At 64.6% G+C, this 15,004-nt stretch carries 9 protein-coding genes, 1 pseudogene and 1 riboswitch; of the genes and pseudogenes, 5 read left to right on the forward strand and 5 right to left on the reverse strand.

Annotated elements, in window-relative coordinates; genetic code table 11:
* Positions 1–247: 247 nt before the first annotated feature.
* The 3 genes from HDG39_RS22215 (at position 248) to HDG39_RS22225 (ending at position 2,827) form a co-directional block, all read left to right on the forward strand.
* Positions 248–1,549, forward strand: a complete 1,302-nt coding sequence (locus HDG39_RS22215) for an EAL and HDOD domain-containing protein (RefSeq protein ID WP_184008670.1) — start codon at positions 248–250, stop codon at positions 1,547–1,549.
* A 171-nt stretch (positions 1,550–1,720) separates the two neighbouring features.
* Positions 1,721–2,284 carry a peroxiredoxin gene (locus tag HDG39_RS22220; protein ID WP_184008672.1) on the forward strand — a complete coding sequence of 188 codons (564 nt, stop codon included), beginning with the start codon at positions 1,721–1,723 and terminating at the stop codon, positions 2,282–2,284.
* 78 nt (positions 2,285–2,362) lie between these two features.
* Positions 2,363–2,827: a hypothetical protein gene (locus HDG39_RS22225; protein WP_184008674.1), complete on the forward strand. Its 465-nt coding sequence runs from the start codon at positions 2,363–2,365 to the stop codon at positions 2,825–2,827.
* Between the two features lie 17 nt (positions 2,828–2,844).
* Here the strand turns inward: HDG39_RS22225 and HDG39_RS22230 are convergent, their stop codons facing one another.
* The 4 genes from HDG39_RS22230 to HDG39_RS22245 form a co-directional block, all read right to left on the reverse strand.
* The gene (locus HDG39_RS22230) at positions 2,845–6,171 is read right to left on the reverse strand and encodes an efflux RND transporter permease subunit (protein ID WP_184008676.1); all 3,327 of its coding nucleotides are present in this window, start codon (positions 6,169–6,171) and stop codon (positions 2,845–2,847) included.
* 3 nt (positions 6,172–6,174) lie between these two features.
* A complete protein-coding gene (locus tag HDG39_RS22235; protein ID WP_184008678.1) occupies positions 6,175–9,309 on the reverse strand; it encodes an MdtB/MuxB family multidrug efflux RND transporter permease subunit in 3,135 nt (1,044 codons plus the stop codon).
* Between the two features lie 23 nt (positions 9,310–9,332).
* On the reverse strand, positions 9,333–10,730 hold the full coding sequence (locus HDG39_RS22240; RefSeq protein WP_184008680.1) for an MdtA/MuxA family multidrug efflux RND transporter periplasmic adaptor subunit: 1,398 nt from the start codon (positions 10,728–10,730) through the stop codon (positions 9,333–9,335).
* Between the two features lie 433 nt (positions 10,731–11,163).
* A complete protein-coding gene (locus HDG39_RS22245; protein ID WP_184008682.1) occupies positions 11,164–12,009 on the reverse strand; it encodes an IclR family transcriptional regulator in 846 nt (281 codons plus the stop codon).
* Between the two features lie 903 nt (positions 12,010–12,912).
* Between HDG39_RS22245 and HDG39_RS22250 the strand changes: the two genes are divergently transcribed.
* Both HDG39_RS22250 and HDG39_RS22255 read left to right on the forward strand, forming a co-directional pair.
* Positions 12,913–14,169 (forward strand): acyltransferase family protein, encoded by a 1,257-nt coding sequence (locus HDG39_RS22250; RefSeq protein WP_184008684.1) that lies wholly within the window; start codon positions 12,913–12,915, stop codon positions 14,167–14,169.
* Between the two features lie 23 nt (positions 14,170–14,192).
* Positions 14,193–14,366, forward strand: a pseudogene (locus tag HDG39_RS22255) (ubiquinone-dependent pyruvate dehydrogenase); the annotation flags it as partial.
* A gap of 70 nt (positions 14,367–14,436) precedes the next feature.
* Here the strand turns inward: HDG39_RS22255 and crcB are convergent.
* Positions 14,437–14,817, reverse strand: coding sequence for a fluoride efflux transporter CrcB (gene crcB / locus HDG39_RS22260; protein WP_184008686.1), 381 nt, complete (start codon positions 14,815–14,817; stop codon positions 14,437–14,439).
* 72 nt (positions 14,818–14,889) lie between these two features.
* A riboswitch (Fluoride riboswitch) is annotated at positions 14,890–14,951 on the reverse strand.
* Positions 14,952–15,004: the final 53 nt, after the last annotated feature.

The raw sequence follows: 15,004 nt of genomic DNA on the forward strand, positions 1-15,004 counted from the left end.
TGCGGGGAAATCTTTAGCGGCCCGTGGAGAAAAACATCTGGTAAGGAGAAGCCCGGCGCCGTCGCCGGGACGATTCGGTTAAAGTGACGCCGCTTCGCGGCCGTTAACACGGCGAATCCCCTTTATTTGGCGACGCTGATGACGTCGCGCTGCATAGACTTTCCGAACCTTGCACTGATGATCCATGTCCGAACGCCCCGTCGTCAGGTCCGCCAGAGCCCCACGGCCCGTCCCGCGGGACGTCGAGGTGCGTGATGTCCTCGCCGGCGCGTCGGCCGGCTATCGTGAGCACGGGGAGCTGGACGCTGCCCCGCAGTACGTCTATGTCGGCCGCCAGCCGATTCTCGATCGCGATGGCGCGCTTCACGCCTACGAGCTGCTGTTTCGTGCCGGAACGTACAACTACGCCGAAATCAGCGACGACACGCAGGCCACCGCGCAGGTGGTCGCGCGCACGATCGGCGGAATCGGCGTACCCGCCGTGCTCGGCCAGCATCGCGGCTTCGTCAATATCGATCGCGCGCTGCTCTTTAGCGACATCGTCCATCTGATGCCGCCCGAGCGCTTCGTGCTCGAAATCCTCGAAACCGTGCGCTACGACGCCTCGCTCGCGCGTCGTCTCGGCGAGTTGCGCGGCGCCGGCTTCCAGGTCGCGCTCGACGACGTGCACGATCTGTCCGACGAGCTGAGCGCGATGCTGCCGTACGCCGACATCGTCAAGATCGATTTCCTGCAGACGCCGCGCCGCGCCGTCGCGGAGCTCGCGTCGACGCTGCGCGGCCACGGCAAGACGCTGCTCGCCGAGAAGGTCGAGACACGCGAGGACTTCGCGCTCGCCCACGAGCTCGGTTTCGATCTGTTCCAGGGCTACTTCTTCGCGCGGCCGCAGGTGCTGGCCGCGCCGCGCAACCGCTCGCTGCGTCCGGGCCTGCTGCGGCTGCTCGCGCTGCTGTCGCGCGACGCCGGCATCGTCGAGCTCGAGGCGGAGCTGAAGGTCAACCCGGGCGTGGTCGTGCAACTGCTGCGGCTCGTCAATTCGAGTGCATTCGGCCTCGGGCGCAACATCGCGTCGCTGCGCGAGGCGATCATCGCGACCGGCACGCGGCAGATCGCGCGCTGGGCGCAACTGCTGCTATACGCGGACACCGGCGAGTTGCCGTGGCGCGCCGATCCGCTCGTGCAACTGGCGGCGACGCGCTCGCGCTTCATGGAGCTCGCCGCGAACTGGCTGCGTCCGGCCGACGGCGAATTCGCCGACGCCGCGTTCATGACCGGGATTTTTTCGCTCGTGCACATCGTGCTCGACAGCACGCCGGACGCGGTGCTCGAGAAACTCGGCCTGGCGCCGCAGATTCGCGACGCGATCGTCGCGCGCAAGGGCGAACTGGGCGCGCTGCTGCTGATCGCCGAGGTCGCGGGCGAGGGCGGCGACGCGGCGCCGGTCGCGACGGCGGCGGGCTTCCACGCGCTGACGCCCGACGTGCTGTCGGAGCTGAACCTGTCGGCGGCAGCGTGGTTCGGCGCGCACGTGGCGGAATTGGGCGTTTGATGCGTCGAGCTCGCGCGCCGCACTCTTTCGATTCGCTTGTGATCCGGGCGACGACCCACGCCGCGTGCGCATCCGTGGTCCAATAGGGAGTTCAGCGACGGCCTGTGACGTCGGCCGAAGCTCTCTCCGATGGACCCGATCAATTGCGTGCGCTCACGCGTGGAGGAGCAGATGAAGACAAAACACATACCGGCGGTACTGGCCGCCGTCATGGCGTTCGGATTCGCAATGCATTCGCCGCTCGCCTCGGCAACCCTGAAGCCCGGCGATACGGCGCCGACGTTTACCGCCGACGCCTCGCTCGGCGGCAAGACCTACACGTATTCGCTCGCCGACGAACTGAAGAAGGGCCCGGTCGTGCTGTACTTCTATCCGGCCGCGTTCACGAAGGGGTGCACGATCGAGGCGCACGAGTTCGCCGATGCGGTCGACGAATACAAGAAGTACGGCGCGACGGTGATCGGCGTGTCGCACGACAACATCGATACGCTGACGAAGTTTTCGGTCAGCGAATGCCGCAGCAAATTCCCGGTCGCGGCCGACGCCGACGCCAAGGTAATCAACGCATACGACGCGGGCATGCCGTTGAAGGCCGGCATGGCGAATCGCGTGTCGTACGTGATCTCGCCCGACGGCAAGATCATCTATGAGTACACGAGCCTGTCGCCCGACAAGCATGTCGAGAACACGCTGAATGCGCTCAAGGAGTGGGCGGCCGCGCATAAGGGGCAGTGAGGGGCAGTGAGGGGTCGTGCGCGGCGTCGCGTTTGCCCGCGCTAGCCGACTAAAAACCTTTCGCCGGATGAGTTTGCGATGCCGATTGTCGTTGCGTTGATTGCGCTGATCGCGCTGGGGTACGGCGCGGTGCGTGCCTTTTATGCGCTGCAGGTCGCTTTCGGGCTGGCGGTGGCGGAGGGTGTGGCTGTGCTGGTTGCGTTGCTGATCGCCGGTGCGCTCGCGTACTGGCGGCAGCGGCGCCGCGAAGTCGCGCCGAACGTGCGCGACGGCGACTGGACGCACGAATTGAAGGGCAGTTGGGGCTCGGTGCGGCTCGCGGCGGCCAAGCGGCTCTGCGAGATTCGCGTCGGCGACCAGCAGGGCGCGTATATCTTCGCCGATCTGCTCGCCGCCGAAGCACAGGGCCGCGACGCACAGGCGCGGCTCGCGCTGAAGGTCAACGACTCACGGCACGGCGAGTGGCTCGTGCCGATGTCGAACGAGCGGGCGGCGCGCCGATGGCAGCGGATTTTCTCGCTGGCCATCGAGCAGAAGCTGTGAGCGCCACCTTCACTACATCATGACGACGTCGGCGCCGCGCCACCCGCGCGGCGTGCCTTTCTCGCCTCCCAGCGCACGCGGATGCGATCCATGTACAGATAGACGACCGGCGTCGTATAGAGCGTCAGCATCTGGCTGACGATCAGCCCGCCGACGATCGAAATACCGAGCGGCGCGCGCATCTCCGCGCCTTCGCCGCTGCCGAACGCGAGCGGCAACGCGCCGAGCAGCGCGGCGAAGGTGGTCATCATGATCGGCCGGAAGCGCAGCAGACAGGCCTGGTAGATCGCGTCGCGCGACGACATTCCCTTGCGCGACGCGTCGATCGCGAAGTCCACCATCATGATCGCGTTCTTCTTCACGATGCCGATCAGCAGGATCACACCGATCAGCGCGATGATGCTGAACTCGGTCTTGAACAGCAGCAGCGCGAGCAGCGCGCCGACGCCCGCGGACGGCAGCGTCGACAGGATCGTCAGCGGGTGGATGTAGCTCTCGTACAGGATGCCGAGCACGATATACACCGCCGCGAGCGCGGCGAGGATCAGGATCGGTTGGTCGGACATCGACTGCTGGAACGCCTGCGCGGTGCCCTGGAAGCTGCCGTGAATCGTGGCGGGCATGCCGATTTCGGCCATCGTGTCGTAGATCGCCTGCGTGGCGGTGGACAGCGACACGCCCGGCGGCAGGTTGAACGAGATCGTCGAGGCGACGAACTGGCTCTGGTGATTGACCGATAGCGGCGTGGTGCCCGGCCCGAAGCTCGCGATCGCCGACAGCGGCACCATCGTCTCCTTCGCGGTCGACACCGCCGAGCCCGACGACGCGCTCGACTTGCCGCTCGCCGCGATCGAATTGATGGCCTGATTGCGCGCGGAGTCGGCTGCGATGCTGGCCGCGCTCGTCGCGGTGGTGGCGGCCGTGCCGCCGGTTGCCGCGCTCGTCGTGGTCGACGTGCTGGTCGCTCTGGACGTCACGGTGCCGGCCGGCGCGTTGGTGGTCTGCGCGCCGCTCGCGCTGCCGCCCGACGTACTGACGAAAATCTGCTTCAGCATCTCCGGGCTCTGCCAGTAGCGCGGCGCGACTTCCATCACGACGTGATACTGGTTCAGCGGGTTGTAGATCGTCGACACCTGGCGCTGGCCGAACGCGTCGTACAGCGTGTTGTCGATCTGCGCGGGCTTGATGCCGAGGCGCGATGCCGTGGCGCGGTCGATCGTCACCATCGCTTCGAGACCGCCTTGCTGCTGGTCGGAGTTCACGTCCGCGAGCTCCTTGCGTGCCTGCAGCGCCTCGGTGAGCTTCGGCCCCCACTTGTACAGATCGGGCGTCGAGTCGGCGAGCAGCGTGAACTGATACTGCGCGTTCGATTGCCGGCCGCCGACACGGATGTCCTGCACGGCCTGCAGGAACGTGCGCGCGCCGGCCACGTCGCCGAGCGGCGCACGCAGTTGCTGGATCACCTGGTCGGCGGACAGCTTGCGTTCGCTCTTCGGCTTCAGCGACATGAACATGAAGCCCGAGTTGGTCTGCCGGCCGCCGGTGAAGCCGGCCACGCTGTCGACCGCCGGATTCTTGCTGACGATTTCCATCATCTGCGAGAACTTGCCCTTCATTGCCTGGAACGACGTGCTCTGGTCGGCCTGGATGCCGCCGATCAGGCGCCCCGTGTCCTGCTGCGGGAAGAAGCCCTTTGGCACGATGATGTAGAGCGCGATGTTCAGCGCGATGGTCAGCAGCAGGACGAGGACGATCAGCAGCGGATGCCGCAGCGCCCAGCCGAGCGTGCGCTCGTAGCCGCGCTGCATCGATGAGAAACCGCGTTCGAGCCAGCGGCCGAAGCGGCTTTCCTGTTCTTTCTCGTGCGGCTCGCGCAACAGGCGCGAGCACATCATCGGCGTGAGCGTCAGCGATACGACCAGCGACACCGCGATCGCCAGCGACAGCGTCAGCGCGAACTCGCGGAACAGCCGCCCGACGATGCCGCCCATCAGCAGGATCGGCAGGAACACGGCGACGAGCGAGATGCTGATCGACATCACCGTGAAGCCGACCTCGCGCGCGCCGAGGAACGCCGCTTTCATGCGCGGCACGCCGTCTTCGATGTGGCGCGAGATGTTTTCGAGCACGACGATCGCGTCGTCGACGACGAAGCCGGTCGCGATGGTCAACGCCATCAGCGACAGATTGTCGATCGAGAAGCCCATCAGGTACATCGCGCCGAACGTGCCGACGATCGAGATCGGCACGGCCACGCTCGGAATCAGCGTGGCGCGCCAGTTGCGCAGGAACAGGAACACCACCATCACGACGAGCGTGACCGCGATCACGAGCGTGCGCTCGGTGTCCCTCAACGACGCGCGGATCGTCGTCGAGCGGTCCGAGGTCGGCGCGATGTCGACGTCGGCGGGCAGCGACGCGTGCAGTTGCGGCAGCATCGCCTTCACGCGGTCGACGGTCTCGATGATGTTCGCGCCCGGCTGCCGGTACAGGATCACGAGCACCGAGCGCTTGCCATTGAAGAGACCGAGATTGCGCAGATCTTCGACAGAATCGACGACTTCGCCCATGTCGGAGAGTTTGACCGGCGCGCCGTTGCGATAGGCAATGACGAGGTCCTTGTATTGCGACGCCTTGCTCGCCTGGTCGTTGGTGTACAGCTGTACGCGGTTCTCGCCGAACTCGATCGAGCCCTTCGGGCTGTTCGCATTGGCCGCGGCGAGCGCCGCGCGCACGTCCTCGAGGCCGATGCCGTAATGCGACAGCGCGTGCGGCAGCAACTCGACGCGCACGGCCGGATTCGCCGAACCGCTGACATCCACTTCGCCAACCCCCTGCACCTGCGACAACGACTGCTGCAGCACCGTCGCGGCCGAATCGTAGAGCTGGCCCGCCGTCAGCGTGCTCGACGTCAGCGCGAGAATCAGGATCGGCGCGTCGGCCGGGTTGACCTTGTGGTAGGTCGGGTTGCTGCGCAGGCTCGCGGGCAGGTCGGCGCGCGCCGCGTTGATCGCCGCCTGCACGTCGCGCGCGGCGCCGTCGATGTTGCGGTTCAGGCCGAACTGCAGCGTGATGCGCGTCGAGCCGACCGAGCTCTGCGAGGTCATCTCGGTGACGTCGGCGATCGAGCCGAGATGCCGCTCGAGCGGACTCGCGACGCTCGTCGCGACGGTCTCCGGGCTCGCGCCCGGCAGCGTCGCCTGCACCGAGATGGTGGGGAAGTCGACCTGCGGCAGCGGTGCGACCGGCAGCTTCGTGAACGCGAAGACGCCCGACAGCGCGATGCCGATCGCCAGCAGCGTGGTGGCGACCGGGCGGGAAATAAACGGGCGCGACAGGTTCATCGCTCAGTTCCCTGCATCGGTGGCGGGCGGCGTGGCGCTACCGGACGAATCGCCGCGGTTAAAGCGCTCGCGCAGCCGGCGGCCGAGCGAATCGAACGCAAGGTAGATCACCGGCGTCGTGAACAGCGTCAGCAGCTGGCTCACGATGAGGCCGCCGGCGATCGCGATACCGAGCGGCCGGCGCAGCTCCGAGCCCGCGCCGGTGCCGAGCATCAGCGGCAGCGCGCCGAGCAGCGCGGCGAGCGTGGTCATCAGGATCGGCCGGAAGCGCAGCAAGCACGCCTGGTAGATCGCCTCGCGCGGCGGCTTGCCTTCCTCGCGCTCGGCGTAGAGCGCGAAGTCGATCATCATGATCGCGTTCTTCTTCACGATACCGATCAGCAGCACGATGCCGATGATGCCGATGATGTCGAGATCGTGCCCGGTGACCAGCAGCGCGAGCAGCGCGCCGACGCCGGCCGACGGCAGCGTCGACAGAATCGTGATCGGATGGATGAAGCTCTCGTACAGCACGCCGAGCACGATGTACATCGTGACGATCGCCGCGAGGATCAGGAACAGCTCGTTGGCGAGTGACGCCTGGAACGCGAGCGCCGCGCCCTGGAAGCGCGTCTGGAACGACGCGGGCAGACCCACGTCCTTCTCGGCCTGCTGGATCGCCTTGACGGCCGCGCCGAGCGACGAACCCGGCGCGAGGTTGAACGACACCGTGGTGGCCGGGAACTGGCTCAGGTGCGTGACCAGCAGCGGCGCAGGCCGCTCGATGAACTTCGCGATCGACGATAGCGGTACCTGGCCGCCCGTCGACGTGGATGAGGGCAGGTAGATCGAGTTCAGCGACGTGGTGTAGTGCTGCATCGTCGGCTGCGCTTCGAGAATCACGCGGTACTGGTTCGACTGCGTGAAGATCGTCGAAATGATGCGCTGGCCGAACGCGTCGTACAACGCGTTGTCGATGGTGGCCGGTGTGATGCCGAAGCGCGCGGCGGTCGCGCGGTCGATATCGATGAACACCGAGCGGCCGTTGTCCTGCAGATTGGTGGCGACGTCCGCGAGCTCGGGCGACTGCTTGAGCCGGTCGACCAGCTTCGGCACCCACGTGGTGAATTCGCTGATGTTCGGATCGGTCAGCATGAACTGATACTGCGTCGGGCTGACGGTCGAGTCGATCGTCAGGTCCTGCACCGGCTGCATGTAGAGCGAGGCGCCCGGAATGTGCGCGACGTCCTTCTGCAACTGGCGGATCACCTCGCTCGCGGTGTTGCTGCGGTCGTCGCGCGGCTTCAGGTTGATCAGCATGCGGCCGCTGTTCAGCGTGATGTTGGTGCCGTCCACGCCGATGAACGAGGTCAGGCTTTCGACGTCCGGGTTCTTCAGGATCTGGTCGGCGAGCGCCTGCTGACGCTCGGCCATCGACGCGAACGACACCGACTGCGGCATCTGCGTGATCGCCTGGATCACGCCGGTGTCCTGCACCGGGAAGAAGCCCTTCGGCACGTACACGTACAGCAGGCCGGTCAGCACCAGCGTGAGCACCGCGACGACCAGCGTGGAGCGCTGACGGTTCAGCACCCACGTGAGCGCGACCGCGTAGCGCGCGATCACCCAGTCGATGAAGCGGTGCGCCTTCGCCTCGAAACGGTGACTGTCGTGCGGCGGCGTGTGGCGCAACAGCTTCGCGCACATCATCGGCACGAGCGTCAGCGACACGACCGCGGAGATGACGATCGTCACCGCGAGCGTGATTGCGAATTCGTGGAACAGGCGCCCGACCACGTCGCCCATGAAGAGCAGCGGAATCAGCACCGCGATCAGCGAGACCGTCAGCGAAATGATCGTGAAGCCGATCTGCTTCGAGCCCTTCAGCGCGGCTTCGAGCGCCGTGTCGCCTTGCTCGACGTAGCGCGCGATGTTCTCGATCATCACGATCGCGTCGTCGACGACGAAGCCGGTGGCGATGGTCAGCGCCATCAGCGACAGGTTGTCGAGCGAGAAGCCGCACAGGTACATCACCGCGAGCGTGCCGATCAGCGACAGCGGCACCGACAGGCTCGGAATGATCGTCGCGTAGACGTTGGCGAGGAACAGGTACATCACCAGCACGACCAGCACGACCGACATCGCCAGTTCGAACTGCACGTCGCGCACCGACGCGCGGATCGTCGTGGTGCGGTCGGTGACGACCTCGACGTCGAGCGCGGCGGGCAGCGACTGCTGCAGCTGCGGCAGCAGCGCCTTGATGCTGTCGACCACCTGGATCACGTTCGCGCCCGGCTGGCGCTGCACGTTCAGGACGATCGCGGGCGTGTTGTCGACCCACGCGCCGAGCTTGGTGTTCTCCGGACCCGAGACGATGCTCGCGACGTCGGTCAGCATCACCGGACGGCCGCTCTTGTACGCGACCACGGCGCTCTTGTACTCGTCGGCGTCGGTCAGCTGGTCGTTCGAGTTGATCGTGTAGTTGCGCGTCGGGCCGTCGAAATTGCCCTTCGGCGTGTTGACGTTCAGGTTCGAGACCGTGGTGCGCAGGTCGTCGAGATTCAGGCCGTACGCGGCGAGCGCGCGCGGATTCGCCTGAATGCGGATGGCGGGGCGCTGGCCGCCCGACAGGCTCACGAGGCCCACCCCGGCGACCTGCGAAATTTTCTGCGCGAGACGCGTGTCGGCGAGATCCTGCACCTGCGTGAGCGGCAGTGTCTTCGACGTGATCGCGAGCGTGATGATCGGCGCGTCGGCCGGGTTGACCTTCGCGTAGATCGGCGGCGCGGGCAGGTCGGACGGCAGCAGGTTGCCGGCCGCGTTGATCGCCGCCTGGACCTCCTGCTCGGCGATGTCGAGCGGCAGGTCGAGGCTGAACTGCAGCGTGATGATCGACGAGCCGGCCGAGCTTTGCGACGACATCTGGTTCAGCGACGGCATCTGCCCGAACTGCCTCTCGAGCGGCGCCGTCACGGACGACGTCATCACGTCCGGGCTCGCGCCCGGATAGAAGGTCTGCACCTGGATCGTCGGATAGTCGACCTCTGGCAGCGCGGAAAGCGGCAGAAAGCGCAGCGCGACGAGGCCGACCAGCATGATCGCCGCCATCAGCAGCGCGGTGCCGACAGGACGCAGAATAAACGCGCGGGATGGATTCATGCGGTGAGTGCCGTGCCTTTACTTTATTGCGATGCTTGCGCCGCGTGCCGGCCGCGATGCGCGTGCGCGGCCGAGGCGGCCGAGGCGGCCGAGGCGCCCGCCGGAGCGCTCGCGCCGTGCGCGCCGGACGCGCCACGCGGCCGCTCGGCCGGAATCGTGATCTTCGCGCCTTCGCGCAGCCGGTCCGAACCGTCGATCACGACGCGCTCGCCGACCGCGAGGCCCGACTGGATGCTGGTGCGCTCGCCGTCGACCGGGCCGACCTTGACCTGGCGCACGGTGACCGTGTTGTCGGCCTTCACGACGTACACGAAGGTACCCATCGAGCCGTTGAGCACCGCCGAGGTCGGCACGATCACCGCGTTCCTGATCGTATCGACGAGCAGGCGAGTGTTGACGAACTGGTTCGGGAACAGGCCGTTGTCCTTGTTCTCGAAGATCGCGCGCAGTTTGATCGTGCCGGTGGTCGTGTCGATCTGATTGTCCATCGTCTTTAGCGAGCCGACTTCGAGCGGACGCGTGTTGCTGCGGTCGTACGCGGTGGCCGACAGCGACTCGCCGTTCTGCGTGTGCTGGATGATCTGCTGCAGATTGTCTTCGGAGGTCGTGAACACCACGCTGATCGGATCGAGCTGCGTAATCACGACGATGCCGTTGGTGAGGCCCGAGGTCACGTAGTTGCCCGGGTCGACCTGGCGCAGACCGACGCGTCCCGACACCGGCGCGGTGACGCGCGCGTACACGAGGTCGAGCTTGAAGCTGTCGACGTTCGCCTGGTCGGCCTTCACGGTGCCCTCGTATTGCCGCACCAGCGACGCCTGCGTGTCGACCTGCTGACTCGCTATCGAGTCCTGCGCGAGCAGCGTCTGATAGCGCTTCAGATCGAGCCGTGCGGTGGCGAGCAGCGCCTCGTCGCGCACCAGCGTGCCCTCCGCGTTGCGCAGCGAAATTTCGTACGGACGCGGGTCGATCTGGGCCAGTACGTCGCCCTTCTTGACCATCTGGCCTTCCCTGAAATAGACGTCCTGCAGCACACCGCTCAGCTGCGGCAGCACGGTGACGGTGGCGAGCGGCGTGACCGTGCCAAGCGCGGTCAGCACGACCGGCATCTCGCCCTGCGTCGCGGCGGCGACGTGCACCGGCTGCGCCATGTTGGCCATCGCGTTCGGACCGCCGCGGCCAAAGCGGCCGCTGCGCGCGCCGCTCGCCGCACCCGGCGCGCTCGCGGCGCTGCCGGGCCCGCCCCACGGATGCCAGCGCCACAGCACGACGCCGAGCACGACCAGCGCCGCGACGATCAGCGCGACGGTGCGACCGCGGTGGCGTTTCACCGCACCGGGCGCGCTCGATTGCGCGCCGTTCGCGGACGGCTGGGAAGCGGCAGGGCGTTGGGTTTCCGGGTGCTTTTGTTGTTCGTCCATCGGTTCGGTCGGGTGGCTGGCTTGATGATGTGAGCCGCCGATGCGGTCGCCGCCATTCGAAAGGCGGCGGACCGGCACATGGGCGGCATGTCAGGCGGTCGTGGCGGCGGGCGCCGCGCAATGTTCAGCGCGATGCTACCCGAGGCGCGGGACAGAGATGTTAACGCAATGCGGAATCATCACGGATGGACGCAGCCGTTTCGACGGCGCTCACGGCTCTCGGCGCGCGGTCCCGCGACGGGATGCGTGATCGTACGTTGCGGCGTCTGTAACAGTCCAGCCGCGTATTTTTCGGTTGATTACGAAGGTTACAGGATGTCGGCGAATTGTCGGGCGAGGGCCGGCCGCCGTCGCCACTCTCGCGGATCGCGGGCGGCTGGCGCCGGGTTCGATCCGCGCGGGGCGCCGTTTGGCACCCGTTGCCGCCGACGGCTTATTCGTCGAGCCGGCGCCCCGGCGTGCCGCCGATCTCCAGTACGATCTTGTCGATGCATTCGAGCAGCGCGGGCGCGGCGTGCGCGATCAGCCAGTCGCGCGGACATTGGTCCGCCGAGCCGCCGCAATTGACTGCGTAGCGCTCGCCCGACGGCCCGACGAAGCCGAGCGCGATCGCGTTCAGCCCGTTGTACCACTCGCCGGTGGCGATTGCGAAGCCCCGCTCGAGGGTGTCCTGGATCCCGCTTGCGAGACGGCTGCCGATATAGCCCCAATCGTCACCTTCGGCCGTCTGCAGGCCGACCAGCAGACGGTCGCGATCCGGTTGCGCGAGCGCCGCGAGGTACGCCCGGCCGACGGCGGTGCGCGTCAAGCTCATGCGCGAGCCGATTTCGAGTCGCGACACGAGCACCGCCGAACGCGGCCGGATCGCGTCGATGACGACCATGTCGTAGCGGTCGCGCACCGCGAGATGCACTGACAACGCGGTGCGTTCCGCGAGTTCGATCAGAAACGGCCGCGCGCGCGAGCGGATGTCGAAGTTGCGCAGAAAGCCGTTGCTCAGTTCGAGCACCGACGAGGTCAGCACGAAGCGCTCGCTGTCGGGTAGTCGCAGCAGAAAACCGGTGCCCACGAGCGTCGCGGTGATGCGCGACACGGTGGGCTTCGGGATGCCTGTCAACTCGGCGAGTTCGCGATTGCTGAGCGGTGCGTGCGCGGCCGCGACGGCGCGCAGTACGGTCAGGCCGCGCGCGAGCGCGGTGACTTCATCGCCTGGGCCGTCTCGGTCTTTGCTGGCGGGGATCTTGGCGGCGACAGGTTGGTTGGGAGTGGATCGGTTCATGCGTTTTTTTGGAACAGCATTTCAAATTGTTCGTGCGACAACTGTTGACGGCCGCTCACAGAGGGCAGGGGCATCTCGAAACCGGGGCACCCATTCATATATATTTAAGAAAAGTCATTGTATCGGAAGAAATTGCCGATCGATGGTCGACTAAAACTTTTTGCTTGACTTAGTCAGCATAACCATAAAAAATGGAACCTTATTTCGAAAGTCGCTTTGTCTCCGCTGCGTTTTGGTGCGCGCGGGCGGAAAATCCCAAAATCCAGGCTCGATTGCCCGTCCAATGCGCTTGCGCCTTTCGAATACCTTCTCTCAGGTTCTAGCACGGCCCTCGGAATGGCTAGAACTTTTTAAGGCGTCGCGGCAACGTGACGCCTTTTTTTTGTCGTTCGCACAGCCATTGTTCGTATCCGCCCGGATTCATTCGAACGACACTATCAGAACGCGCATAGATCCGGTGGGCGTGACGGCAAACCTCCATACGGATAAGTCCGAGAAGTTTCAGAAGCGCGGCGCCCGAAAGAAAAACTGAAGCATTAAGCAGCGCCCAGATAAAACCTTAAGAAACTGCCACCTCGGCGCAAAAGACGTCACGCGAGAACTGCTGGTCGCTTATTGATTGCGTTTTTACATCGCAACTTTGCGCATTTATTTTGTCACTGTTTTCTCATTACCGGGATGGCGGGCGGAGAAACGCGCGCGCTGGTTTCAGGCGATCTTCGCACACAGTGGTTTTTTGCAGCCGCAATAGGTGCGGAAGCGCACATACCGGTTGCCGCGCCTCCATGAATCATGCTCCGCATATTGAGCCGCGTAAATGCTTTCAATTTAAAAACTAAAGAATATAAAAATGAAAGGAAGCGCAATGAAGCGATATTCGCACGTAAGAAGAAGGAAGGCAAAATGAAGGCGATGCTCCCGGGGCTGGACATCCTGCGGTTCCTGCTGGCCTGCTATCTGGTCGTCTTCCACACGCTCGTCATTTACCCCGAGGCGAGGGCGATGCCAATGGCCGACTTCTTCAAATTCGGCGGCTGCGCGACGAGTATCTTCTTTATTCTGTCAGGATTCATTCTATCGCACGTTTCGGTGGAAAAGGAAACTAGCGAAACGATGAAGGTTTCGGCATCGAAGTTTTTTATCAACCGCTTTAGCAATATTTATCCGATTCACATTATTACGTTAGCGCTGAGCGTTGCATTAATGGCTGTGAATTCACATCCCTTCGACACCGAACTGAGCAACCTCGATTCAGCACCGCCGATTGTGCACACCATGAGTGGTGTAGAAGTGGCGGTCAATGCGGTTTTACAGATCCTGTTATTGCAGGCTTGGAATCCATTTTATCTGTCATTCAACATTCCGTCGTGGTCGTTGTCGACGCTGTTTTTTTTCTATTTATTGTTTCCTGCGCTCGCGCCACGCCTGCTGTCGATTCGCTTGAAATCCGCAATGCTGATGGCGATGTGGGGCGCCAGCCTGTTGCCGGCCGTGATCGTTGTTGCAGGCGGGTGGTATCAGGTGTGGCCGATCGGTGTGCTGCATACCAATCCGCTGGTGCGGCTCCCGGAGTTTCTGGCGGGCATTCTCGCTTACGGGATATTCGAGGCGAACGTCGAAAGCATTACCGGCATGATCGCGGGTTGCCGGTGGATCATATTCGCTGCCCTAGGGGCACTTTTCATCGGCGCCACTTTTCTGTTTACGGCGGGAATGCGTTCGTGGGAAGTACTTCTTCACAACGGCGTACTCTTGCCCGCGCAAGTCGTGGTGATTTTTGTTTGCGCGAGCGCACTGCAAAACGCGTCGCCGCGCGTGGCCGCCTGGACGAGACGGCTCGGCAACGCTTCGTTGTCGATCTTCGCGCTGCAATACCCGCTATTTATCGGCTTTCTCAAAGTGCAGAAGCTGCTTGGCATTCCGTATTCGCTGTTGTCATGCGTGCATCGACCGCATGTTTGCTGGGAGGCGGCACGCCAGGTGCCCGTGCATTTTTCCGCCTATCCGGTCTATCTGATCCTGGTGCTGGTGGCGTCGGTGCTGTTTCAGGAGTGGGTCGTGTTGCCGCTCAGGACCAGGCTGCGCCGCGTGCTGAAGGGTCGCTGGGACGCAGCGCGGTCCGCGCCGCTGCCTGCGACGCCGATGCCGAAGATACGGTGAGACGCGCTGCTGGCCAGCTGCATGCGTTTGCGCATCCCGGTCCCGCACTCGTCGATGTGGTCACATCGAAGCATGAGCTTGCGATGCTTCCGAAGGTCGAACTTGCCCATGCGAAGGGATTCAGCCTCTATATGCTGCGTGCGATATTGCACGGAGGCGGCGACGAGATCGTCGAGCTGGCTCGAACCGAGCTCAGATGCAAACCGGCGCGAGCCCGATTGCCGACGGCTCGAGCCCGCGCCCATGATCCTCGTCTACGTGTGCGCCTCAGCGCGTCAGCAACGATACCGTCGCGATGCCGAGAATCGTCATGATCAGCGAAGTGCTCACGTGAATCGCCACTTCTCCCGCCGCCCAGCCGAACCGGCCGTCCTGCAGACGCTGCACGACCTCCGCGGAGAACGTCGAGAACGTCGACAGCCCGCCCATCAGACCGGTGATGACGAATAGCCGCCATTCCGGTGTGAGATGGGGCACACGCGCGAAGCCCGCGACCGCCACGCCGATGATGTAGCCGGCGATCACGTTGGCGGCGAGCGTGCCGAGCGGCAAGTCGCTAAAGACCGGGTTAAGTCGAAAGCCGAGGAACCAGCGAAACAGCGAGCCGAGTGCGCCGCCAATCGCGACAGCGAGAAAAGACCAATACATGGAAGAGGATCGAAACCGGAATGTCGACAGACCGGTTGATGCGGGCGAGTTGATGCCGCGTCCGCATAACCGGGCGTAGCAGGCATCATCAGCCCCAAGGGCGGTTAGTGGAGAATGCCATCTCCAGCCGCGAAGTCTAGCATCGGCGCGCGCATTTGGGGACAGGCGCGTGATTCGCGCCTCTCCC

Origin of the sequence: Paraburkholderia lebeckiae (assembly GCF_014201005.1) — a bacterium.
Lineage (GTDB): Bacteria > Pseudomonadota > Gammaproteobacteria > Burkholderiales > Burkholderiaceae > Paraburkholderia > Paraburkholderia tuberum.